Raw genomic sequence first — 24,172 nt, 5'->3', positions numbered from 1 at the left:
GGGAACCTCGAGCATGACAGTGTGGAGAGGATCGGTGAGCATCTAAAAGCTGCGGGGGGCGGAAAAATTGACTTCCTCGGAGACGCGGTGGTTGCGGACGCTCAAGGATGGGAACCGTCCGCTTGGGAAGCGGTTGGCCGAGCAGTTGCTCGACAACGCTGTGTTGAAGGATCGGCTGGGAAAAGACTGATCTCGCCCGCAGCCCGGTTCGCGGCGGTGAAGCGCATGATCGCCGGTCACGGCTGCCGGCCCGCTTCGCGGCCGCAAATATCTCAGCATAAATGCGGATGACGGTATGGCAGTTGTCAGCGCCGACGATGTAGGCCCCCATGCGCAGGACGTGCTTGGGACCGCTCCCGCTCTTGGCCAGGATGGCCAGAATGTTGGCAGGAGCCTGTCAACCTGGATATCGAAGGGCTGGTCTGTGATGGATGCCGTCCGCTCGCGGCGCGATACTACAACGAAGATCGGCCGCATCGGGCCATCGGCCATAAGCGGCTGACCTGATTGCGGAACCTTGGGGGGCGCACCCAGCCCGCCAGTGTGACTAAGGCCGGAAAGCTCTACCTTCCGGCTGTCCAAAAAATAGGACTGGATCATAAGGCTCAAAAACCTCCTGGAAGGAGAGCCACTTATCAGGGGGCAAGCCGCTTCGCGATTTTTGCACGCTAGGGTAGCGCGTTGGCCCACTCGTCAGTAACATACCAATCGGACCGTTTGATTAGCCCAGCCAAAGATTCAAATTGGAGGAGTTCTTATGTCTTTGAATGTGTCTACGCCTGCATCCATGACAGAATATTTGACTGGCGTGAATTATAACGAATATCTGGATTATTTGCACCAGAATCACCCGAAAATTTATAACATGTTAGATATAGATTTTCTAAGATCTGATAGTATGAAAGTTTATGTCGATGGTATTAACAACGAATCTTGGGAATTTGAGGTTGATGGGGTTGGTGGACGCGGAATTGCTTATAATTATGCGCAACGTTCCATTGATAACCGTCGAATTGGCATGGAATATCTAATAAATTTGTTCGATTTTAAGAATACAATGTTTAAAGGCGGCGATTTCTTTGTTCTTGACGTATTAGGTGGAGATGGAACTGTTGCGCGTTTCGCAAAAACGATGGAGATTGATAATTTAAATATCATAACTGCCGATATATCGAAATATATGATAGATAAGTGCTATAGCAATAAGTATAGTTGCGTGCGCCAATCCGCTACCCGGAGTCTTTTTCGAAACGACGTACTTGATGGCGTGCTCATTGCGTACGGCAGTCATCATATTGCCGGAGAAGATCGTGAAATAGCGGTAAGAGAAGCTCACCGTACTCTGAAGCCGGGCGGGATTATAGCTTTTCACGATTTTGAAATTGGAAAGCCATCCGCAAATTGGTTTGAGGCGGTTGTTCATCCATACTCTCGTACAGGTCATCCTCACCCTCATTTCACTCGCGAAGAGTTGAAGGAATTATTCGTACAGGCGGGATTCAGAGATTTTGATGTTTTTGACATGCACGATCCGTTTACACTGAGAGGCCGAACGCCTGACGAGGCAAAAGAAAACGCTATTATGCACCTTTACTACATGTATGATTTAATAAAAATTGGAGAAGATCGGTCAGATATAGTTCGCAACTTGGAGCCTATCGTTGAGGGTTTGTTTGGAGCTATAACGATTGAATTCACTGGCAGTGAATACTGCGCGACAGTTGCGCGCGATGCGCTCGTTGCAGTCGGAAAAAAATCATAATTCCTGCAATGATAAGCGGACACTTCCTTTGAGTGCATTCATTGCACGTCCAGCGGGCGGAGATAAGCCCCCCGTCGAAATGGAGGGGGGCGGTGTAGGTGCGCTTCGTAATGGGCGCGCAAAAATTGAACGTATGAAACCAACACTGGGTGATGCGATGGAAACCGTAATTTTTGTAGAAGCGTCTCAAGCGGGTGCCGGCGAAGCTGCGATGCAAGCGTCTATCGATGCGGGAATGCAGCCGATTCTGATTACAGCTAACCCGTCGAGATATACATTTTTACAAAACGTGTGTGTTATACAGGCCGATACGGATAATTATTCCGCTCTTTTGCGGGAGGTAAAAATATTATCGAATGAACATAAAATATCCGGTATAATTTCTACGTTTGATTATTATGTGCGGCAAGCTGCTGAGCTGGCTGTGGCTTTTAATTTGCCCGGACCGACCGTTTCTTCTGTTATAGTTTGTAAATCAAAGCACTTAATGCGGGAGGCTCTCGCATCGGAAACGGATCTGAATCCAAAATATCGTATAGTTCGCAATTCAGATCATATACATGAATTTATATGTGCGTACGGACTGCCCGTCATTATCAAACCCGCCTCAAATGCCGGAGGAGCGTTTGTGAAATTGTGCCATAGCGAAGAAGAAGCTGTATCTCATTTTCGTTCTATAACGAATGAGAAGGATAAGTTGGAGTGGTCGCATTATGTTTCTAGATTAACCGATGACGTTTTGATAGAAGAATATGTTCCCGGATGCGAGTATGCTGTAACTACGTTTAACGGGAAGGCGCAGATAGTAAGTATACATACGCCATCTGGCGGAATATCATCGCTCGCGCCGGGGCGCGATTTAATTATGGACTGGAGTGATCCGCATACCAAGCGAGTGTTATCGGCTGTCGAACAAACCGTAGAGAAGCTTAATATCTCCTGGGGGCCAGCTCACATTCAGATCAGGCTTGATAGGGAGCACATGCCCAAAATTATTGAAGTAAATCCGAGGTTGCCTGGAGGAATGATCGCGGAAATGGGGCGCGTCGGTTATGGGATAGACTTGGTACAGGCGCACGTTCTCCAATCTTGTGGAAAGGAAGTGCGTTTGGAGCGGTCAACTCACAACGCAGCGTCATTACGGTATCTATCTATTGATAGATCTGGGGTTCCGATTGATATATATGGTCTAGATTTGGCAATTAAAACAAAATATGTTACTGATGTAAAAAGTAGACTTAGGCTCTGGGAGAAATATACCTATCTTGGAGGCGGATCAGATCGATTTGGTCACGTTCTAACGGTGGCGCCCACTGAAATCGCAGCATCCGCGGCGGCGGACGAAGCATACAATAAGGTTCGTTTGATCTGGAGTTCTCGATGAGATCGGAGGCTTTCTTGCTTCTGCGTAGCTGTTGACCTGGACATTGACCTGGTGTTGATTTTACACTCCAGGTCACTAGAGCGTCAGCGAGTTTTGCGCGAGATTGCGAGGGTAAAATGAGACTGGTGAGTTTGGCCGCCGCCATGGTCGGGTATTTCGACTGTCGTTGACGTTGATCCCAGTTTTATCCAGCGCTGGGTTCGTTTCCGGCGGGCTTGGCGCCCTTCGGGCAGACGAAGCGACGGGCGCTGGCGCTGTGCCTGTGACATATCGCGGTGTCAGGGGCTGGCGCGGACCTTGGCCCGTGCACTGCACCCGCTCGTTTAATCTCGCAGAGCGTCGCTGTCGTAAGGCCAAACAGCCCCCCTGCCTGACGCACGCCGTCCACAAACCGCGCCTGCGTGCCGACCGGCCCGCACGAAACAAGTGCGGTCTCCCCAGAAAACTGTGAGCTCTAGCGCTTGGAAAGCGCGGCGGTCTCGAGCTCTGCAGGCTGCTTGGGTTCATGCTCGACCGCCGGGGTATAGCTTGTGAAAGCTACGCATAGCTGAGGACAGTTCATCCTTTACCGAGTCAAAGAACCCTGAGAGGTGTATGGGAACTTACGAGCTCTCTCAGGCGCTTGCTATCGCGTGCGCCGAGCGCATCTACTATAGCGAAATGCTCGATGTTGATCTTCTCGTTCTGCATACGATCCGGGCATTCACTCACCAGTGTCGGAGCAAAACGGCCACGCCACTCAAAAATCAGGCGAACAAGTTCTTTGTTCGCGCAGAGGTTGAAGAGGTGTCTATGAAAGGCAAGTTTGGTCTCAGAGAGCTCTATTGGGGTTCCATGTTCTAAAATTATCGCAAAACGCTGGGCGAGTGCGTATGCAGTATCCACATCATCATCACTTACCCGTTCAATGATGTCGTCTACCGCAGCTGCTTCTAAGATGGTACATACACCTCGGATGTCAGCAGCCCGGCGAACGCTGTCCGAATAGACTTTGTAACCCCGATTAGGCAGATGTTCTACAAGATGCTTCTCCGCAAGCTTATCGAGCGCCCGCCGGACGTCGAAGCGTTTGGCTTGATAACGCTCGACCAAATCAATTTGCTTCAGCCACTGGCCAGGTGCAAGCCTTCCAGCGTAGATATCTTGAGCTACCGCTTCAATCACGGCCTCTAAGCCTAATCTTCGTTGAGGGTGCTCCAGGTTAGCGTGCTCTGAGACAACTTCGTCTGAAGGGAATTCTAGCTGGCGGCCCACCGTTTTCTTCTCCGACCGTACTAGTTTCAAAAGTCTTTGCTCCGACAGTGGAACGCTAATCATCGACCCCAGCCCAATCTCCAGTTGCATCCTAAGGCCCAAATTGGCGATAATATGCGCGCCAATTTTAAGCAAGAGGCTTGCATCATACATAGAGAGGAGGCCTCTGCTGATGTCGCAAGCACCGCAGCCGGGCCGTATGCCTTGGCTCGAGGCGTGCTGCTTGTCGACGCGGAAGGGATACTCCTAGAGGCAATCCTAGGAGTAGCACTATGATGCTGTCTCGCATCGTGGCGATCAGGTCTGTCGAGCGCCATAGTCGGTGGTCTCGGGAGGAGAAGGGGCGGCTTGTCGCAGCATTGTTCGAGCCTGGAGTTTTCTCGTCAGAGCTCGCCGCGCCGCCGGCATTCACGTGAGCCAGCTGTTTCAATGGCGGAAGGATTTCCGTGATCGGATTGATCCCCCTGTTGGGGCTCTGCAGTTAAATGTAAAAATGGTCGCTCCCGGCACCGTACAAACGGGCAAGGTCGAGAGCGTCCTTCAGGCCGTCGCCACGGGCCAGGTGCAGACTTCCGGTTCGGCGGCGACGCCGAAAGCTATCGAGGCGGCGCCGTTCGTCGTCCGGGTCAAGCTCGACGACGACGCCTTCGCGCGGACCCTGCCGGCGGGCAGCGCGGGCGATGCGGCCATCTTCACCGACAGGATCGCCGCGGCGCACGTGATCCGGAAGGTCCTGCTCCGGCAGATCGCCATAACCAACTACGTCAACCCGTTCTGACAGCCGGATGCTCGGCATTTCCTTGGAAACCGAGCGGGCCAGTTTGATTAAAACGCACTTTATCGCTTGCCTGGAACCGGACGTTCTCAACTTCTGCTCTGGGTCGAACTTTCCCGTTGGTCGCGTTCCGGAGAGCGGACATTCGGCGCGAACCACTGCACTGCCATGGCCAAGGTTAGCGGATCGGCTCCAGCACCTGGTGACCGCGCGCGGCGGCGATGATTTTGTCGGGATCGGTGGTCCAGACGAAGGGCTTTGACTGCTGGTTGTGGTCGACCACGAAGCGGTGAATGGCGACCTGTAGATCGACGATGCCCTTGAAAACGCCCCGCTTGAGACGACGCCTGGTGAGGATGGCGAAAAAGCCCTCGACGGCGTTGAGCCAGCTGGCGGAGGTGGGCGTGAAGTGGAACGTCCAGCGGGTATGTTGGCCCAGCCATTCGATCACCTTGTGGCTTGTGGGTGGACGACATCGCCAGTACGCATACCGCAGACTCGCACGCCGCCGCGCCGAATCCCAACCCGGACCCTTTCGTCCCGGCCAATCCATTAGCGACCCTGCAGGAGCAGGCTTTCAACGTTGCACAATCGCCGCGCACCGCTATCAAAGTGAGCCGCCCTACGAAAGGACGGTTCATCATCCATAACTTTCGCGGGCAATGACTCTTTCGTTTGCGTGTCCCCATGGCATCATGCGCGCAATTGGAAAGATTAGGATTCGCGCGTGCCACGTCTACCCAAGAAGCCAGCTAAACCAGCGCCCGCCGCTTCGACTAGCGTCGTGGCTGTCGACCTGTTCTGCGGCGCAGGCGGACTGACCCACGGAATGGCGCGCGCCGGCATCGACGTGCGCCTTGGCGTCGATCTCGATCCGGATTGCGAGTATCCCTACACGGCCAACAACGAAGCGGCCTTCCTGCCCAAGTCGGTATCGGAGGTGACCGGGGGGGAGATCTGCGCGGCATTCGGCAACGCTCGTTTCCGGCTGCTCGCCGGTTGCGCGCCCTGCCAGCCCTTCTCGACCTACAGCCAGGCGCGCAAGCCGTCCGAGGACAGCCGCTGGAACCTGCTGGCCGAGTTCGGCCGCCTTGTCGTCGAGGCCGACGCCAACATCGTGACGATGGAGAACGTCCCCCAGGTCGAGCGCGAGACCGTCTTCCAGGATTTCGTGCGGTCGCTTGAGGACAACGGCTTCACGGTCTCCCATCAAGTGGTGGAATGCGTCCGCTACGGCGTCCCGCAGGCCCGTCGCCGCATGGTGCTGCTGGCGTCCAAGCTTGGGCCCATCGAGCTGCTCGATGCCGAGGAGACGGCGAGCGCGACCGTCCGGGACGTCATCGGTCACCTGCCGCGCATCGAGGCCGGCGAGAGCTGGCCGGGAGATCCGCTTCACAGCGCTGCCGACCTGGCACCGATCAACCTCAAGCGCATCCGCGCATCGAGGCCCGGTGGAACCTGGCGCGACTGGCCGGCCGACCTGGTGGCCAAGTGCCACGACAAGGATACCGGCAAGACCTATCCCGGCGTCTATGGTCGCATGCCTTGGGACGAGCCCGCTCCGACGATCACGACCCAGTATTATGGCTTCGGCAGCGGACGCTTCGGGCACCCGGTCCAGGATCGGGCGATCTCGCTTCGCGAAGGGGCAATCCTCCAGTCCTTCCCGCCGGAATACCGCTTCGTGAAGCCCGGCGAACCGATCGCGCGGAAAACGATCGGGCGGCTGATCGGAAACGCGGTGCCGGTGAAGCTCGGCGAGGCGATCGGACGAAGCGTCCTGCGACACGTGCAGGGTCATCCGGCACAGACATGACCCTGCCGAACATGACGCCGTTCTGGAGGTGGGAGGAGGCGCTGACGCGACACTACCTCCGTTCCGACGGCGGGTTCGGATCCGCGCCGCTCTCTTTCCTCGATGTGTCGGGCGTCGAGCTTGCGCGTGCTGTCGGCAAAGGGCCGAGCGAAGCTGCAGAGGCCCTCGAAGGGTTCCTCAAGATCTTCGAACGGAAAGCGTTGATCGATGCGTTGACCCATGGCCAGTCGCTCCCGCCCCCCATCGGTCTGCGGGTCCCCGGCTTCTTCAGCTACCTGGTCTTGTCCTGCCATGTCGCATCTGTTGCGCCGGAAGTCGCTTCATCCGGGGATTACCGCGACCGCCTGCAGGATATCCTGAAGATGGGTCAAGGCATCCGATCCCTCACGGGCCTCAGACTACTGTGGGAGAAGCTGCCCAGGTGGATCGAGAGCAAGCGCAGCACGGGCCAAGGCTATCGCAATGTCGTCTTGCCCGACTACGGGACGATGAAGCAGATCGGCTATTCCATCCGCATCGCCTTTCCCTCCCGACACGATCTCGGCAAGATGAACCGCCTGTTCGGTCATTTCGGCGACTTGCCGTCTCCCAGCGCAAGCGAGCTAATCTCCATCGTCGTGCCGGAACTCGGTCTCAACTGGTCAGCCGGCTTTCTTCATGCGTTCAATGATTTTCACGCCAGGCGCCAGCTCGGGGAGCGCCTGCTCGCGGACCACCCCTTTTGGGTCGGCGTCCTGGGCTTGCGGCAGGCGGCGCCAGGTCCAGGCGTTGATGCGACGTTCGAGATAGACCTCACGACAGACTCCGACGGCCAGCACGCCTATTCGGTTCGGACAGATATCGGACGCGTGATCCAGAGGCTGACCGGACAGGTCCAGCTTTCCTCCGACCAGGACGTCGTCAGCATCGCTGCGGCTCGCGACGAAATCCTGGATCTTCTCGCGAGCCCGCCTCCGTCCGTCCCGCCTTCGCTGGCGCGCAGCTTCGCTGACGGTGTCTTGCCGTTCTCGGAGATCGAGTGGGGTCTCTGGCGAGCCGAGCGCGTGCCCACCGGAGCGAACGTCCGTCTGCTTGTGCGGGACGATCACCTCCGCAAGCACGATCTCCCGCGCGCCGGGAAGGATGGCTGGTGCCTTCTTGACGGGGTCACGCATGCGCAGGCGCTCGGTGTCATCCATCGGCTGACGGGTCGACGGCCGGATCCCGCGCCAGAACTGGCAAGGGTTCGGGTGGCCGGCGGCATCAGGATGGACAAGGCCTATTTGGGCCGCCCGGGCTTCCTCCCCGTCATCGAGGCGGCCGAGGGTTGCGCCGCCACGCCCACTGCATTCGACGGATCGCACGGCTCGGTGACGGCTTCGATCGACGGTCGTCTCGTTCGGTTGGCCGCCGATGGTCCGATCGAAGGGGTCTGGAGGATCGCCGTAGCCGAAGGCGGGGTGGTTCAGGCCGAGCCGAACCTGGTGTTCGAGCCCCATGCCAGGGAATTCCCCTTCATCGAGCCCGACGAACTGGCCGACGGTTGGCGCCCGGACGAGCCTAGTCTGACGGCGTGCACGCCGTCGGCCGTAGATCTCGTCGACCCGCACTGGGCCGGGGGCGTGACCGATGCCGCTTTCATGGATCTGCTTGAGGCGGTGTTCGCGAAAGGCAGGCGAGGTTGGTCCGAACAGGACATCGTCGGGCTGATCGCTCCCCGCCTGCCGACGCCCTACGCGGTCTGGGACGTGCTTCAATTGCTGGCCGACAGCGGCTGGATGGAACCACGGGTCTCGCGCCATTGGCGAGCCCGACGCTGGTTCCTGCGGCCACCGCGCTTGCTGGCGTATCCGAAGGGCGACGCGCTCCTGCTCGATGGCGCCGTTCCCGAACTCACGCGTCGTCGCTTCGAGCGCACGGCCAAGGAGATGGGGGGGACGGTCGAGTGGCGTAGGTCGGCCGCCGGCTGGGCCATTCCGTCCGGCAACGTCAAAGGCACGCAGCCCGAAGCCTTCGCGGCAGCGATGCAGATGGACCTGCGAAGAGCCCAGGTCGAGGTCCCGCTACAGGGATCGGCGATCCAGTTTCGACCGACCCTCTACAGCGAGAACCATCGCATCGTCGCGTCGTCCTGGAACTGGTCTTCGGGACGCTTCGCGAAAGGCGATCGAGCCGACGCCGGGGCGGTCCGACTCGAAAGGCTGACGACCCTCAAGCCGAACGCAGCCGACGTCTATCGCGTGACGACCGGCAACGACGTCAAACACCTGCTCGATGGGCGATCGGCCGCGATACTGATGGCCCATCGGCTGGCGGGGAAGCCGGCCTTTCGCTTCATCGGCGACCAGGGGCTCGTCGAGCGTCTTTCGCTTGCAGGCGCGCTTCCAGTCCAGATCACCCGTTACCTCATGCTGCGGAACGGCTGTGGCCCCGCATTGGATTTCGCGAACCTTGGCGCCCGCCGCTACGTGACCGGCTGCAGGCCGGAGGATGCAACCATCCTGTCCGGCTGGCTGGGCGCGACGTTCGAGATGCCGAAATGGACTAGCGACAACCGGCAAGACATTTTGCGCTCGTTGGTCCTCGGCCGGGCGAGAGGGACCGCCAGGTCCAGGAACATGGCCATACAACGGGATGAGGTCGAACGATGCTGAGGCACGAGACCGACCTCGAAGGCAATCAGATATTCATCGGGCACAAGACCTTCGGCAATTCGACCGGCGCCTGGCTGCAACCAGCCGCCGTCGCGCGGCCGGAAGGCTGGGTTGAGGTCGATCCGGCGGACTTTCCGGATGAGGGACGCGTCTTCAGCCTCGATCCCAGGATCATCCGGAAGTCGAACGGTTACGTCGCCCTGTTCACGATCGCGGTGAACGCCAAGGCCGGAGCCCGCGACGACTACAGCACCGACCGCGTCGACGAGGCGATCGAGATCGCCCATCTGCTGGAGATCGCATCCGCGGATGAGCGCCGGGACCTGATCATGAGGTCGGGTGTCGACAGGGGCTCGCAGGAGGATTCCTCCCTGATCGTGCCGCTCGATGCGAGCCGCGTCGCGTTTCCGCGAATGCAAAGGTCGGGCCCGACGACCTGGGTGCTATCTCATCTGGAGCACGCCGACCGGGTTCCCGCCTATGCCAGGCCGGCCGGCGATTTCGACTGGGTGGCGATCGAGGGACGCCGGTTCCTATTGCCCGGCCAGGTGCCTCGCGATGTCGTGGGCTACGTGAATTGGGAGACGGACCTCGCGTTCCTGCAGACCCTCGTTAAGCGCATAAACAAGATAGCGCGCCTTCGCCACGGCACCGAAGACTTCGTCGTCAACGATCGCCTGTCGAGCAGGCTCCACAACATGTTGCGCGACGGGGAGATCATCGGCGAGGCCACTGGCGCCAACGACGCGGCGCGCGATCGACTGGGCGAGTTCCTCACCAAGCTCGATCGCGAGACGGGCGCGGCCACGGCGATCGCCGAGGCATTGTTCGCGGACCAGACGATCAAGAATGGGCTGACGAAGCTCTCGGAGGAGGAGGCGGGAGCGATCCGGCTTCGCGAGATCGAGCGCATTCGTCCGGAGATCGTCAGCGAGGTGGAGGCGGGCATCGCGGACCGCCTGCTGGAACTGGAGGCCCTCTCGGCCGAGATCGCCGATGCGAAGTCCGCGCTCGTCGTGAAGTCCGAGGAACTCCAGCGCGTCGAGGGACTCGTCGAGGCCGGTGTCGCAGGCCTGAGTGCTGGGCTCGGCGACATCATGAGGGATATCCGCGAGACCGGTCGGACATTGTCGCAAATCATGGAGGCGACGGGCGCCGTCGCACCACCGCCCACCCCGGGTCCCGCTCCTGTCGGCATCCAAGATGCCCCGTGGTCCAATCCTCGACGGAGCGACGTCGGCGCGATCGCCATCAAGGACCTGCCCGAGATCGCTCGAATGGCGGCCGCATCGAGCGGCCTCGATGAGGAATTCATCCGCCGCTTGGACATCTTCGCGCGCGCCGGCGAGATCCCCGTCGTCGTCGGCAACTCCGCGGAACTGCTGCTGGGCTGCTATGCGAGCGTCGTGGCCGCTGGGGCTCTGGCCAGGATGCCGCTGGACCCTTCCATCCTCGGGCCCGAGGATCTGTGGCGACGTGCGGGCTCGGGCACCGCGACGCCGTTGGCGCTGGCCTGGCAAGCTGCGATCGCGGACGGCTCCAAGGTTCAGTTCGTCTGCCTGGACGACGTCGATCGCGCTTCGCTTTCGGAATGGTTCGCGCGCTTCAAGAGCCTGTATCGGTCCAACCGGCCCGACAACCTCCTCTTGGTCGCGACGCTGTCCCCCGGGACCGTGGAAATGCCGCTCGATGCGACGGAGCGGGGTCTTCATCCGATGATCGTCGCCAACGTGAAGACCGACGCGTTGGCGGCAATTGTGTCGGGTGGGGGGATCGAGGCCGCCGACCTTCGATACCTGGCAGGACCGACGCGCTCGGCCCTTACGCCGACTGACCGCCGGTCGTTGCTGGCGAGGGTCGCAGGAAGCGGTGTCGAAGGCGGCGATGCCGCCAATAGGCTGCTGGCGATCCATTCGTCGGCCCTGGCCTGGCTCGAACCCGGGAAGGCCTGCGACTTCGCCGTGAACGCGCTGCTGCCATCGAAGTCCGATCCCACCGTCGGTCGCAGCGAGGCGGTCGCCGAAATCCACGCCGAGAGGAAGACGTCATGATCGATCCGATCGGCGGGTTCGAACGCCTGCGCAACTTCTTCCTGACCTATCTCGATACGGCCTATCGCATCCGCGACGAGGACCTCGCCGAAACGCGTCGCGTCCTGCTCCGGGATCCCGGCACGCTTGCGGCCGAGCCTTACCTCGAACCCGTCCCGCGATACCTGACTTGCGATTACCGCGTGGAGAAACTGCTGGAGGAGTGGGCGGACAATCCGATCGGCCACCTTCCGCCGGCCTCGCGCGCCGCCTTCGTGGAGATCGTGCTGTCGGGCCTGTTCCCCGGCGAGGACATTGCGGGTGGCCCGATCGCGCGGCGAAGCCCGGTGACCTTCAAGCCCTACGTTCACCAGATGAAGATGCTCGCGCGGGGCACGCGGGCCGGTCAGCCGGGCATCGTCACGTCGGGCACAGGATCGGGCAAAACAGAGTCGTTCATGCTGCCGGTTCTCGCCGCCTTGGCGAACGAGGCGAAGAAGTGGACGGCCCCGGACCCCACTTATCTCAAGGGACGCTGGTGGCATCAGAGCCCCGGAAAGTTCGTTCCCAAGAGGAGCGGAGAGCCCAAGTCCCGTCGCGCTGCCATGCGGGCGTTGATCCTCTATCCGATGAACGCGCTGGTCGAGGACCAGATGACGCGCCTTCGCCGCACGCTCGATTCCCCGGAGGCGCGCCTGGCCATGGACCGCCACCTTGAGGGCAACCGGATCTTCTTCGGACGCTATACCGGCGCGACACCCGTGACAGGGTTCCTCGACCATCCTCGCCGCGCGGACGAGACCCAGCAGAAGAAGCGGCGCGAGCGCAAGATCGCCGAACTCGCGGACAGCCTGAAGGAGTTCGAGGACGGGCACCACTACGCCTGCATCCACGACAAGGAAACCGGAGGGGAGCCCGAGCTCACCCGCTATCTGTTCCCGGCGACCGACGGGGCCGAGATGCTCACCCGCTGGGATATGCAGTCCCACGCGCCCGACATCCTGGTCACCAACTCCTCGATGTTGGGGACCATGCTTGCGCGCGAGGTCGAGGCGCCGATCTTCAAGCAGACCCGCGATTGGCTTGAGACGGACCCCGACGCCTACTTCTACCTGGTGCTCGACGAGCTCCATTTGATCCGGGGCTCGGCCGGCACGGAGACCGCCGGGCTGATCCGGGCCCTCGTCCATCGCCTCGGCCTGCATGAGCCGGATCGCCGGCACAAGCTTCGGATACTCGCATCGAGCGCGTCGCTTCCTGTCGTCGGCGAGCAGGGGGAACGCAGCCTCAAGTATCTCGACAGCTTCTTCGGGCCGTTCGGGACGAGCCGCACGGCCGCCGATGTCGGCTTCCAGGATCGTGGCCGCTGGTCCGAGTGCATCGTTCCCGGCGAACAGGTGCTCCCCTCCAAGCCCGCCGCCGCCAACCTCGACCCGGTGCCTTTCCGAGCCCTCGTCGACGCTCTCGCCGTCGAGGGCGAACTCGTCCGCTCGGTGGACGACACGCCGGAGGTCCGTCACGCGTTGGCGTCATGTCACCGTGCGTTGACGAACGGCGGCCGCGACATCCCGTTCGAGACGCTGTTGAAGGAAGCCATCGAGGCCGCGGCCGGCGCTCTCGTCTGGGCGTGCAGGTCCTCGGGCGAAGGCGACAAGCTGACCGTTCGAGCCCATTCGGTCGCGGCGATCGCGGAACGGCTTTTCGGCGGCGCGGGCGAAGGCGAGCGCAAGGCGACGCGGGGTCTGGCCGTTCTCCGGGGCATCGGCGACATTGCGAAGAAAAAGTTCGGGGTCCAGATCTCCGACACGACCCCCAGCTTCCGCATCCACCAGTTCGTGCGCAGCATCGAGGGACTGTTCGCGACGCCCATCCGTGAGGCCGAGACCGACAGCATCGCGTATGGCGGCGTGACGGTCGATCGTGGGTTGACCTACACGACGACCGGCGATCGCCACCAACGCAAGTTCGAGCTCATCTACTGCGAGGCCTGCGGCGAGGTATTCGTAGGAGGCATGCGCGGCGTACAGGCCAATGGCTCGTCCGATATCGAGCTGCTTCCCTCCACGCCCGACCTGGGTGCGTTGCCGGAAGCGGGTGGCGTCGGGCACTACGAGCAGCTGAGCTACAACGAGTTCGCGATGTTCTGGCCGTCCACCCGCAAGCCGGCTGGCGCGGGCGATTCCGAGGACTGGGTCGAGAGCACGCTGGATACGAACACTGGCGTCCTGAGAAAGGGGCTCCCGGGGTCGGTCGATCCGACCTTGATTCCGGGGAGGCTCTTCCACTGCGCGACGCCGCACCGATCCAAAAAGCGCAATCCTGACAGCGTCGGCACAGCGGGACCAGATTGCTGCCCCGCGTGCAGCGTGAGTTACGCCCTCAGGCACAAGCCGCGCTTCTCCCCGATCAGAAGCTTCCGAACCGGTTTTAACAAGACCTCGCAGTTGCTCGCTACCGAGATGTTCGAGGTGCTGCACGCGAGCGGCTCGCTGGCCAAGGCGGTGGCCTTCTCCGACAGCCGGCAGGACGCGGCCAACGCGGCCATGGAGATCGAGCGCGCCCACTACCAGGACCTGCGCCGGCTGATGATCATGGAGATCGCGAACAGGGTCGCGAACTCGGCCGACAACGCGGAGGAGATCGCCCGGCTTGCGGATGAGATGACCGAGCTGCAAGCCAAGAAGCAATGGGCCTTGATGCCTGCCTTGGCGATCAAGATCGAGGCCATGACCAACGCGTCGGGCAAGGATCGCATCCCGCTTTCGACGATCGTCGAGCAGCCGATCGCGCTGGCGGGAAAATCCCCCAGCCCCATGCTTCAGGAAATGCTGAAGCTCGGCATCCACCCGACCGACGACGTCGGCGTGAAGCGGTTCAAGAAGTTCGATTGGCCCGATCTGTTCGAGCGCGAGGGCGATCGGCTCGTTTGGAAGACGACCGGCGTCGAGAGCCAGGAAATGCAGGAGGTCCGCAACGACGTCATCGCCAAGCAGGATCCTCATGTCGACGAGGTTCTCTTCTCGCGAACCTACTTCGCCCTGGAGGAGACCGGGCTGGGCTATCCCACGCTGTTCACCGATCACGTGCCGTCCGATGCGGACCGGCTCGATGCGTGGCTGCGCACGTTCGGCGACGCCTATCGCGTCTCGTCGAACAAATACCTCGCCGACGACGCGACGCCCTGGATCGACAGCGTCCCAAAGGGCAACCGTGTCTACGCCTTGGCAAAGGCCGTGAGGGAGGCCGACCCGGATCTGGAGGTCCAATCTGTCCTGGCATCGTTGAGGGCGCTCAAGCATCCCGACGGCAAGATCGACGCCCAGTTACTGGGCGTGAGGATGATGAAGGCCGAAGATCCCTACTGGCGTTGCGAGCGCTGCTCACGCGTCCACCTTCACCGCGGCGTCGGCTTCTGCACGCGCTGCCGCAATCCGCTCGATGCGGCCAAGACCGGCGAGGCCCGCGACCTGTGGGCCAAGAACTTCCTCGCCGAGCGTATCTCCCGCGGCCGCAAGGAGAACGTCTCGGGCTTCAGGCTGCGTTGCGAGGAGCTGACCGGCCAGACCGGCAGCCCGGCCGATCGCCTGCGGCGCTTCAAGGGGATCTTCGTCGCCGACCAGTCCAAGGTCGATCGCAAGTTGCAGAAGGCCGCCTCCGAAATCGACCTGCTTTCCGTCACGACCACCATGGAGGTCGGTATCGACATCGGCGCCTTGCAAGCGGTCTACCAGGCCAACATGCCGCCGCAACGGTTCAACTACCAGCAGCGCGTCGGTCGCGCGGGCCGCCGGGGGCAATCCTATTCCCTCGTCGTCACCCTGTGCCGCAGCCGTAGCCACGATCTGCACTACTTCCGATCCCCTCAGGCCATCACAGGCGACCTGCCGCCGCCACCGTTCCTTGCCGTCGATCACCTCGATATCCCGTTACGCCTGGTGCGGAAGGTCTGGTTGGCTGCCGCGTTCGAGCAGCTCAAGGTGCAATTCGGCGCGGATTATCCCGGTGACGATCCCGGCGCCAACGACGTGCACGGCGAGTTCGTGCCGGCGGCGCTGTTCTACGGCGAGGGCTCGCCCTGGCCCGACTTGCTGGCCGCGGCGCTGGAGCGCTCGATCACAACACGCGACGAGTTCGCCGCCGTCATCGGCAAGGGCATCGAGGGCCGGGCCGCCGAGCTCGTCGCCCGGTCGCCCGTCGATGCCACGATGGGCCAAGTTATGGAGCATCAGGCGTCGGGGCGGTATTTCGACGAGGGATTGGCCCAGTTTCTGGCCGAGAAGGGCTTCTTCCCGATGTACGGGATGCCCACGCGCGTCCGGAACCTCTATCTCGGCCTGAGAGCGGACGGCAGCAAGAAGGTCGCCTGGGATGCGGTGGACCGCGATCTCGACGTCGCGATCTTCGAGTTCTCACCCGGCCAGACGCTGACGAGGGACAAGCAGAAGCACAAGGCAATCGGCTTCACGGGCGGCTTGATGCGCCCGACCATCCACGGCGGTTTCGCTCTCCCCGTTACACCGGCGAACGCTTGGTGGGACTCGTCGCACCATGTCTCGGCATGCCCGATGTGCCGCGGCCGCACGCTTCACGACGAGCGCCCACTGGACACGTTCCAGTGCGTGGATTGCGGAGCGGACGTCACGCCCGACGACGCCCGCCCGTATCACGTCCCATCCGGCTTCAGGACGTCGTTCCGAGCCGAGGAAACCAACGACGACCGCGATGTCGTGCCGGTGCGGCGGGTCGTGGCAGCCGAGATCCGGGACGTCCAGGTCGAAGCGGTGCCCGGGACCAACCTCTCCCTCCACGCCGGCTCCGGCGCCTCCATCCTCCGGATGAACGACGGCCCCCAGACCGACGGGGACGCGGAGCCCGAGGGGTATGCCGTCCGCATGGCTCACCAGAAGGCGGTCAACATGCCGCGAGGGATGTGGGTCAAGAATCGGCCCAGGCTCGAAAACCAGTTTGTGACGGAGGAGGCATCCTCCAACCGGTTCGACTGGGAGCCGGTCGACGGCACCGAGATGGAGGGCATTCGGCTTCTGTCCAGAAAGCCGACCGAGGCCCTGTATCTTGGCCTGAGGAGCATCCCGGCCGGGCTCCGGCTGGGAGCTCTGGGCAGGTCACCGTACCAGGCCCCCATTCGCGCCGCTGCCGTCAGCGCCACCCAGCTTCTGCTCCAGCGGGCCTCGCTGGAACTCGACATTGATCCCGACGAGTTCGAGGCCCTGGAGCCGCGCCTGCGAAATGGCCTGCCCATGCTCCAGATCGCCGACAACCTGGTCAACGGCGCCGGTTTCTGCCGGCGACTGGCCGAACGTGAGGCCGACGGCGGCCCGACGATCGCGCGCCTCATGCGCTCAATGCTCGACGACGAAGACGATGCCATCGTCCGCACCTTCCGCGAGACAAGGCATCGGGAGGACTGCGCGCAGGCCTGCTACCGATGCATGCAGCGATACGGCAACCGGCAATATCACGGCCTTCTGGACTGGCGGCTGGGTCTGGGATTCTTTCGTGCCCTTGTCGAACCTGACTATCGATCCGGGCTCGATGGCGTCTGGGATCGGAACATCGAGCTTGCGGACTGGCCCCGGCTGGCGCGGTCCGTCCGCGACGAGCTTTGCCACCTCAACGCGATCAAGCGGACGCCGCTCGATCTGGGCGATCGCGGCATTCCCGGCATCCGCGAACGCACCGATCGCGGCGACCGCTTCTACATGATGGTCCACCCCTTCTGGCGCGTCGGCAACGGCACGCTCGGAACCGAGCCGTTCAAGAGCGCGTTTTCGCAGGCCGGAGGCGCCGACCTCTTCTTCGTCGATGTATTCGACGCCAGCCGGCGCCCGGTATCCGCGTTGGAGACCGCGCGTAACAGGGATGTCGGCTGACGACAGGGGATCTGCGTATGGATCGGGTCGATGCGACGAAGCGATCCGCGATCATGCGCAGCGTCCGGTCCAAGGACACCAAGCCCGAGATGGCGCTGCGGTCGGCGCTGCATGCGCGCGGACTGCGCTTCCGCCTTCATGCGAAGCTTCTCGCCGGCCGGCCCGACATCGTTCTGCCGAGGTGGCGCGCCTGCATCTTCGTCCACGGTTGCTTCTGGCATCGCCATGGCTGCTCGATGACAACGACGCCGAAGTCGAACGAGCCCTTCTGGAACGCGAAGTTCAGGGCTAACGAGGAACGGGATCGACGCGCCATCGAGACGCTCTCCCGCGCCGGGTGGCGCGTGCTTACGGTCTGGCAGTGCGGCATCACCGGCAAGGGCAGCGTCGATGCCTGCGGAGCATTCGTGATGGATTGGCTTCAGAGGTCCGATCCCGTTTCCGAGTTTCCCTCCCGGACCTAACGCATCGAGCCGCGCTGAAGGTCGCGAGCGGGATCGGAAGGGAGCAGGATTCCTAAGCCCGGCCCACGACGTGCCTCTTAGGCACCAGAACGTGCATGCCGGCGGCTGATGGCCAGTAGATCGTGAACCGCTGTTCGGGGGTGCCTTCGCCCCGGCAAACCAGCTCGACAACTTCGTCCCTGACCAGCTTGATGCCGTTGGTCTCGGCCTGCGCGATCAGGAAGCTGGCCAGCTCTGGCGGGGCTTCCGACATCGCGAGGTCGGCGAGGGGATAGACGTCTTCCCTGAAAGGGTATTCGCCATCGGGCAGGGTTGGAGCAGGCTTCATCTCCCGATAGTAGCGCGGCCGATCCAAGTATCAACGCGGGTCATCGCATCGCGGCCGCAGAGTCGTCGGGATATTCGACCTGCGCGAATGTGCGGTAGGCCTCGTCGTGCCTTCGGTTCGCGGCATTGACGAGTTCGTCCGCCCGCGCGAGCCCGTCCCGGTGCGCACCGACGAAGCGGTAAGCTACCAGAAGGCGGAGGCGATGACAGATGAGCGCGTCCAGGATGAGGCGAGCGAGATGGACCGCGTGGGATGCGGCGCGCGCTTCGGGGGACCTGTGATCGCGTTCCAATGGCATCATCGCGCCGATGGGATCGGCGTGCATGATGTGGCTCGCCATTGAGTAGCTATGTGCCATTCCCGCGATGCCTGAGAAAAGGTCATCGTTTGACCGATCCAGAGCGCCGAGCATGCCGGTGAAGCCCCACCGGCCTTCCACGGCGGCGCGGACCGGTCTAGGAAGTCGCGCCTGTATCCGGTCCACTTGGTCGGGTTCAAGAATGCGATCCGTCAGAGGCCGCAGTTGGCTCGCGGACGCAGCCGACAGCTCCGCGAGGAAGGATGAAATTTTGTTGTGATCCCTCAGCAGTCCGATTTCGAACAGGTCCTGGGAATATTCCCGCGAACGTTCGGCAAAGGTGTGCGGTGCCTGAAGGATGTAGCAGAACTTGAGTGACGCCTCCATGGTGGAACGCATGGCTAGTTCGCTGTCCCAGAGTTGGCCATACGCGCAGAGAAGTGTCGCGCTTTCCGCAGAGCGGGCCGCAGCGGTTGCCAAGTCTCTCACCGAAGATGCAGCTGATGGGTCGTCGAAACGGTAGGCACTTAAAGGCGCCATCAACGGCAACATCTCGCGCAGAGCGGCCAATCCCTCCTGCGCCCATTCCCAAGAAGTCTGCTCCAGATTCAGACGATCCATTGCGACTTTCCCAGAGGCTAGCGAGCGCACAGCGTCTCCGCGTCGATCGCGACGGTTGGTGCCGGAGCGTGCATGGGTGTCCCTCGGCGTATTCCAGTTGGTCGCCGCCAGTGCGATCCACGGCATGCGATGTCACCCAAGAGGCAGCCTATTCCCGCTGGAGGTCTCGTATCAGGGCGTCCTGAGTCATAGGTCGTTGTCGAAATTTCGTCGAGACGAGTGTTTCTCCGTGCCAGTCCAAATCCGCGAAACGTTTGTAATTAATTGAGTATCTCCATGGCAGCTTGGCCGTGGGGCCTTCAAGTCGCCCCCGAGTTGGCGAGAGTTGCGTGTGAGTGATCTGTTCGGAATCGATGCGCTGCGCGAACGCACGCCGCGGGCCGTCGCGCAGGCGATCAAGCCGGCCGGATCCGTAGTCGACGTGTTTTGCGGGGCCGGGGCATTGTCCCATGGCTTCAAGCTCGAAGGCTTCGCAATTGGGGCCGGCGTCGACGTGGACGAAAAATGCCGCTTCCCGTACGAGCGAAACAACGCAGCACCATTCCTGGCTGCGGACGTCGCCGAACTCGATGCCGAGAAGCTCGATCGCCTATTCGTGCCCGGAACGCCCCGCGTGATTCTCGGATGCGCACCGTGCCAACCCTTCTCCCGTTACTCACAGGGTCGCGAGGACGAAAGATGGCAGCTCCTTGAGCACTTTACCCGCCTCGTGCTGCGACTGCTTCCCGAGGTCGTTTCGATGGAGAACGTGCCGCGCCTGCTGAAATTCCGGGAGTCCACTGTTTTCAACACCTTTGTCAGGGCCCTCCGGAACGCCGATTACTTCGTCGACTGGACCGTGGCGTACTGCCCCGATTACGGAGTGCCGCAGTCCCGCAGCCGGTTGGTTCTCCTAGCCTCCCGGCTGGGCCCGCCCGGATTGCCGGCGAAAACCCATTCGAAGGATCGCCATCCCACCGTAAGGGCGGCCATCGAAGGCCTTCCGCCGCTTTCCGCCGGTGCCCAGGATTGCGACGATCCACTCCACCGCAGCAGCGCGCTGTCGTCGGTGAACGAGAGCCGGATGCGCGCGTCCAGGCCCGGCGGAAGCTGGCGCGACTGGGCCGATGACCTTGTCACCGATTGCCATAAACAACCGACCGGGCGAGGATATTCCTCCGTCTATGGACGAATGAAATGGGACGAGCCCGCGCCGACGATGACGACGCAATTCTATGGCTTCGGGAATGGCAGGTTCGGGCATCCCGAACAGGATCGCGCGATATCCTTGCGCGAGGGAGCGCTGATTCAAACGTTCCCGGCCGACTATGCATTCGCGCCGGAAGGCGCCTCCATCGAGATCAAGACGGTGGGACGGCTCATCGGTAATGCCGTGCCCGTCGAGCTGGCACGGGCGATCGCCCGGCGGGTTCGTTCTCACCTCGACGAGTTCTCGGCATGAGGGCGGTGAAAAGGCTCAGGTCCGCGAAATGAGCTTGACGACGACCGAAGAGCCGCAGGCCGCCATCGGCGAGTTCGACGAAGAGCTGAGTGCGGCTGAGAACGAGATCGCCAAGTTCAAGGCGGATTCCGCCCTTCTGCGCGAGCTCGGGGAGCGGCTCGTCGGCAAGCCGTACATCGCGCTGGCGGAGCTGATCAAGAACTCCTACGACGCCGACGCGACCCGGTGCGTCATCGAGATCACGGATGACCGGATCGTCGTTTCCGACGACGGCCATGGCATGAGCCGGAACGAGTTCCTCGGCTACTGGATGACCGTCGGCACGCGGCACAAGCAAGGCGCGGAGCGGAGCCGCAAGCTGGGCCGCCGCGTCACGGGCTCGAAGGAGTCGGCCGTCTGGCGGCACAGTTCCTCGCCGAGAAGATGCAGTTGGTCACAACGGCCGACGGCTCTGACGATCGTCTGCACGCCTTCGTCAATTGGGAAAGCGCGATCGAGCAGGGCAGCCTGACCGAAGCGACGGCGGACTACCGGGTCGAGCCGTCCGATCGATTGATCTATCCGAGGGTATCGAAGCACGGGACGATCGTCATCCTTGAAGACCTCAAACAGGTTTGGGACGAAGACGAGATCAAGGAACTCGGGCGCCAGATCTGGATGTTGAATTCACCGTTCTACCTGTTTGGCGTCAATCGGCGCCGTAGGGGCGACGCGAACGATTTCCACGTTCAGTTCAAGACCGACCTGCCCGGCATCGACGAGGCGTTCGAGCAGCAACTCACGCAGGCGTTGGACAACTACCAGGCGGTGATCCGCGGCCGTATCGAGCGAGACGGCGCTTCTGTATCGTCGCACGTCACGGTTGAGTTTGGCGGCGACGAGACGTACTCCGAGATCTTTCCCGTCACCGGCGAGCTCCGAGAGGCCAATTGGGAAATCCGCGTGTTCAATCTGGCGGGGAGACAGGCCGGAGGCGTCTCCGTGCAGGACATGCGTCAGTATTTCGAGAAGTACGGCGGCGTCACGGTCTACGACAAGGGCTTCCGTCTTCCCTATTACGGCGCAGAGAACGACTGGCTGGGTCTTGAGTACGATCACTCGCATCGCAAGAATCGGTCGAAGCTCCTTCCCGATCATCTCCACGTCACGCGAGCTTTAAACGATCTGCCGACCCAAGGGCGGATCTTCGGCGTCGTCAACGTGAACACGTCACGCGAGGGACGCCTCGCGGCCGGCGATCGCAAGAGTTCGGGCGATTACCTGAAGATCCAGGTCTCGCGGGATCGGCTCGTCGCCAACAACGCGTTCGAGACGCTTCAACGGAGCGTCCGCCAATCCTTGGATTACTACGCCGCCTTGAAGCGGCGGCTCACGGCAGAGGCGATCGACGTCGTCCGGCCGTCGGAGCGCCCGGAATCCAAGCTGCGCCGTTTGCGCCGTCTGGTCGATGACGCGATCGCGGCGCACCCTGAAGACGAGACGATCGAGGTCATTGGCTCCGAACTCGACGACGTCGAGGATAGCCTTGAACGGGTTCGGGAAAGCGACGAGGCGTCGCGCGCGTTCCTCGGCCCCCTCGCGTCCGCCGGCATGGCGGCGTTGGCCATTGAGCACGAGACGCGCAAGGACGTCCGTGATGCGCGAGCGAAACTCCATAAGTTGGCTGCGATCGCGAAGGCACACTCCATCCCGGAACTGAAGGAGACGTCGGACGCCCTGGTGGCTTGGTTGAACCGCTTCGAGGCGACGAGGAATCTGTTCCTGCCGCTAATGGAGGCGGACGACCGAGACAGCATCGAGCCGATGGAATGCGAGGCCGTGGCACGCTCCGCGGTCTCCAACCTGAAGCCGCTGTTGGGCAAGGTCGTCGTCGAGTTCGCCATGCAGCGGGGCTTGCAGTTCCCCCCGGCAGCCTTCGCCGAGTGGAATGCGATCTTCCAAAACGTGCTGCTGAACGCGGCCAACGCGACACTAGACGAGGAAGCGCCTCGGATACGGATTTCCTCCGGCATTCGAAATCGACATGGCTTCGTCCGCGTATCCGACAACGGCGTAGGTATCGGCGAGGGCGCCGACGAGATGTTCAAGCCCTTCGTTCGCCGATCATCGATCTCGGACGAGCGCCGCGAACTCGGCATGGGCGGGACCGGCCTCGGTCTGACGATCGTCGAGATGATCGCGTCGAACCGGAATTGCGAAGTCGCCTTCGTGCCGCCGGAGGGGAGGGAGTGGAGCACGACCTTCGAGTTGAGTTGGCGAGCGGAGCAATAGGATGAAGATCAGGGTTTGCGACGACTCCGAGGACCTGTCGGCGATCTGCGTCGAGAAGATCTGCGCCGTCGTTCCCGACGCCGACGTGAAGCGCATGGACAACGCGATCGCGGAGGTGTCGAAGTTGCTCAAGCGGAAGACTGCGGCGGAACTCGATTTGGATCCGCCCGCAGGGCGGACCGAGTTCGATGAAGTCGACGTGCTGGTCATCGACTTCGACCTGTTGCACTTGGACAACGACGGCAGTCGCACGACCGGCGAGGGCGTCGCCAGGTTAGCCCGTGGCTACTCGGACTGCGGGGTCGTCGTGGTCATGAACCAGTTCAAGGTGGCCGATTTCGATTTAGGGATGCGAGGGCATCTTGATAGCCACGCTGATCTCAACATCTCGGCCCACCTCGTCGGTGAAAAAGCACTTTGGGAAGAGCTGAAACCCCAAGAGGGAAGGTTCGATCCGACGACTTGGACACCGGTGCCGACATTGCTGGCGTCGGCGCGAAAGCTCACCGGCGCTTTCGACAACGGAACGCTGGCAGCGCCGATTATGCCGCTTCTCGGTCTTTCGGCCGACGCGCTGGGAGAGATATCCGACACGGCGTTCGGCTTTCTCAGTCAGAACGCGGAAACGGTCGAGGATCTCACGGCTCTGACCGTAAAGGACTTCCTGAAAGAAAAGTTCGACGAAAAGGCCTTGGGCAATCTCGAACGTCACTCTCCGCACTATCTGTTCCGGTTCGCGGCGTTTCGGCTCGTCAAGTGGATGGAGCGCGCGGTGCTGCGTCCGATGAACGTACTCATAGACGCGGCTCATCTGATCGACCGGATGCCATTCCTGATCGCCAACGAGGGGGCGATGGGCGACGCCGCGCACTGGATAGCCGCCGCGGCCGAGCCCCGGCGCCTGCTGCGATGGAACCTTCTCGAAAGGTATCACAACGCTGTCGCGAGCGCAGTCATCGGTCGAGACGTCTTCGACTGGCATCGCATGATCGGCGACGAGGCGTTCGACACCCTTCAGGACGAATTCATCGAGAAGGGAGCCGAGCGCTTCTATCTCGCGGAGGACACATCCAGGTTCGTCGCCGCCGACCGCCTCGTTCGCTTCCGGGCCGATTTCCACAATTTCGGCGATCGCCGCGCGATCGAGAACCTGGAAAATGTCGTGTCGTACGGCCCGAAGCGGCGCCTCCAGTTCGGCTGACGC

14 protein-coding genes and 2 pseudogenes are annotated in these 24,172 nt (G+C 61.8%); 12 read left to right on the top strand and 4 right to left on the bottom strand.

The features are described 5' to 3' along the window. Window positions 1-757 precede the first annotated feature (757 nt). Together RMR04_RS24870 and RMR04_RS24865 are read left to right on the top strand one after the other, a co-directional pair. Window positions 758-1,762, top strand: a complete 1,005-nt coding sequence (locus RMR04_RS24870; RefSeq protein ID WP_311911153.1) for a class I SAM-dependent methyltransferase — start codon at window positions 758-760, stop codon at window positions 1,760-1,762. After that, complete coding sequence (locus RMR04_RS24865; protein ID WP_311911152.1) at window positions 1,689-3,146, top strand: ATP-grasp domain-containing protein; 1,458 nt, start codon at window positions 1,689-1,691, stop codon at window positions 3,144-3,146. The genes RMR04_RS24870 and RMR04_RS24865 overlap by 74 nt, the downstream gene beginning before the upstream one ends. 573 nt (window positions 3,147-3,719) lie before the next feature. Here RMR04_RS24865 and RMR04_RS24860 read toward each other — a convergent pair. Continuing rightward, window positions 3,720-4,553 carry a GntR family transcriptional regulator gene (locus tag RMR04_RS24860; RefSeq protein ID WP_311911151.1) on the bottom strand — a complete coding sequence of 278 codons (834 nt, stop codon included), beginning with the start codon at window positions 4,551-4,553 and terminating at the stop codon, window positions 3,720-3,722. A 346-nt stretch (window positions 4,554-4,899) separates the two neighbouring features. On the opposite strand from RMR04_RS24860, the pseudogene RMR04_RS24855 reads away from it, so the two are divergent. Then, a pseudogene (locus tag RMR04_RS24855) lies at window positions 4,900-5,178 on the top strand (efflux transporter periplasmic adaptor subunit); the annotation flags it as partial. A gap of 175 nt (window positions 5,179-5,353) precedes the next feature. Here the strand turns inward: RMR04_RS24855 and RMR04_RS24850 are convergent. Further along, window positions 5,354-5,629: pseudogene (locus tag RMR04_RS24850) on the bottom strand (IS630 family transposase); the annotation flags it as partial. Window positions 5,630-6,004: 375 nt separating this feature from the next. Here RMR04_RS24850 and RMR04_RS24845 point away from each other — a divergent pair. The 5 genes from RMR04_RS24845 to RMR04_RS24825 are packed head-to-tail and all read left to right on the top strand — an operon-like array spanning window position 6,005 to window position 18,009. After that, window positions 6,005-6,991, top strand: a complete 987-nt coding sequence (locus RMR04_RS24845) for a DNA cytosine methyltransferase (protein ID WP_311911150.1) — start codon at window positions 6,005-6,007, stop codon at window positions 6,989-6,991. Further along, the gene (locus RMR04_RS24840; RefSeq protein ID WP_311911149.1) at window positions 6,988-9,624 is read left to right on the top strand and encodes a hypothetical protein; all 2,637 of its coding nucleotides are present in this window, start codon (window positions 6,988-6,990) and stop codon (window positions 9,622-9,624) included. Before RMR04_RS24845 ends, RMR04_RS24840 begins: the two co-directional genes overlap by 4 nt. Beyond that, entirely contained in the window at window positions 9,618-11,675 is a 2,058-nt protein-coding gene (locus tag RMR04_RS24835) for a hypothetical protein (RefSeq protein ID WP_311911148.1), read from the top strand. Before RMR04_RS24840 ends, RMR04_RS24835 begins: the two co-directional genes overlap by 7 nt. Beyond that, the gene (locus RMR04_RS24830; RefSeq protein ID WP_311911147.1) at window positions 11,672-17,545 is read left to right on the top strand and encodes a DEAD/DEAH box helicase; all 5,874 of its coding nucleotides are present in this window, start codon (window positions 11,672-11,674) and stop codon (window positions 17,543-17,545) included. Before RMR04_RS24835 ends, RMR04_RS24830 begins: the two co-directional genes overlap by 4 nt. A 17-nt stretch (window positions 17,546-17,562) precedes the next feature. Continuing rightward, the gene (locus RMR04_RS24825; RefSeq protein ID WP_311911146.1) at window positions 17,563-18,009 is read left to right on the top strand and encodes a very short patch repair endonuclease; all 447 of its coding nucleotides are present in this window, start codon (window positions 17,563-17,565) and stop codon (window positions 18,007-18,009) included. A gap of 52 nt (window positions 18,010-18,061) precedes the next feature. Here the strand turns inward: RMR04_RS24825 and RMR04_RS24820 are convergent, their stop codons facing one another. Both RMR04_RS24820 and RMR04_RS24815 read right to left on the bottom strand, forming a co-directional pair. Continuing rightward, a complete protein-coding gene (locus RMR04_RS24820; RefSeq protein ID WP_311911145.1) occupies window positions 18,062-18,364 on the bottom strand; it encodes a hypothetical protein in 303 nt (100 codons plus the stop codon). A 13-nt stretch (window positions 18,365-18,377) separates the two neighbouring features. Beyond that, on the bottom strand, window positions 18,378-19,256 hold the full coding sequence (locus RMR04_RS24815; protein ID WP_311911144.1) for a hypothetical protein: 879 nt from the start codon (window positions 19,254-19,256) through the stop codon (window positions 18,378-18,380). A 331-nt stretch (window positions 19,257-19,587) separates the two neighbouring features. On the opposite strand from RMR04_RS24815, the gene RMR04_RS24810 reads away from it, so the two are divergent. Genes RMR04_RS24810 through RMR04_RS24795 form a run of 4 tightly spaced genes read left to right on the top strand, consistent with a single transcriptional unit; the run spans window position 19,588 to window position 24,169 of the window. Beyond that, the gene (locus RMR04_RS24810; protein WP_311911143.1) at window positions 19,588-20,697 is read left to right on the top strand and encodes a DNA cytosine methyltransferase; all 1,110 of its coding nucleotides are present in this window, start codon (window positions 19,588-19,590) and stop codon (window positions 20,695-20,697) included. 34 nt (window positions 20,698-20,731) lie between these two features. Beyond that, the gene (locus RMR04_RS24805; protein WP_311911142.1) at window positions 20,732-21,208 is read left to right on the top strand and encodes an ATP-binding protein; all 477 of its coding nucleotides are present in this window, start codon (window positions 20,732-20,734) and stop codon (window positions 21,206-21,208) included. Further along, complete coding sequence (locus RMR04_RS24800) at window positions 21,127-22,968, top strand: ATP-binding protein (RefSeq protein WP_311911141.1); 1,842 nt, start codon at window positions 21,127-21,129, stop codon at window positions 22,966-22,968. The genes RMR04_RS24805 and RMR04_RS24800 overlap by 82 nt, the downstream gene beginning before the upstream one ends. 1 nt (window position 22,969) lies before the next feature. Then, window positions 22,970-24,169: a hypothetical protein gene (locus RMR04_RS24795; RefSeq protein WP_311911140.1), complete on the top strand. Its 1,200-nt coding sequence runs from the start codon at window positions 22,970-22,972 to the stop codon at window positions 24,167-24,169. The last annotated feature ends 3 nt before the right edge of the window (window positions 24,170-24,172 follow it).

The organism is Bosea sp. 685 (assembly GCF_031884435.1).
Lineage (GTDB): Bacteria > Pseudomonadota > Alphaproteobacteria > Rhizobiales > Beijerinckiaceae > Allobosea.
This window is presented reverse-complemented; position numbering and strand designations above follow the sequence as displayed.

Bases quoted from the DNA above. Each gene is read 5' to 3' on its own strand.
- RMR04_RS24870 (WP_311911153.1), top strand. From the start codon at position 758: ATGTCTTTGAATGTGTCTACGCCTGCATCCATGACAGAATATTTGACT.
- RMR04_RS24860 (WP_311911151.1), bottom strand. From the start codon at position 4,553: ATGTATGATGCAAGCCTCTTGCTTAAAATTGGCGCGCATATTATCGCC.
- RMR04_RS24845 (WP_311911150.1), top strand. From the start codon at position 6,005: ATGGCGCGCGCCGGCATCGACGTGCGCCTTGGCGTCGATCTCGATCCG.
- RMR04_RS24840 (WP_311911149.1), top strand. From the start codon at position 6,988: ATGACCCTGCCGAACATGACGCCGTTCTGGAGGTGGGAGGAGGCGCTG.
- RMR04_RS24835 (WP_311911148.1), top strand. From the start codon at position 9,618: ATGCTGAGGCACGAGACCGACCTCGAAGGCAATCAGATATTCATCGGG.
- RMR04_RS24830 (WP_311911147.1), top strand. From the start codon at position 11,672: ATGATCGATCCGATCGGCGGGTTCGAACGCCTGCGCAACTTCTTCCTG.
- RMR04_RS24825 (WP_311911146.1), top strand. From the start codon at position 17,563: ATGGATCGGGTCGATGCGACGAAGCGATCCGCGATCATGCGCAGCGTC.
- RMR04_RS24815 (WP_311911144.1), bottom strand. From the start codon at position 19,256: ATGGATCGTCTGAATCTGGAGCAGACTTCTTGGGAATGGGCGCAGGAG.
- RMR04_RS24795 (WP_311911140.1), top strand. From the start codon at position 22,970: ATGAAGATCAGGGTTTGCGACGACTCCGAGGACCTGTCGGCGATCTGC.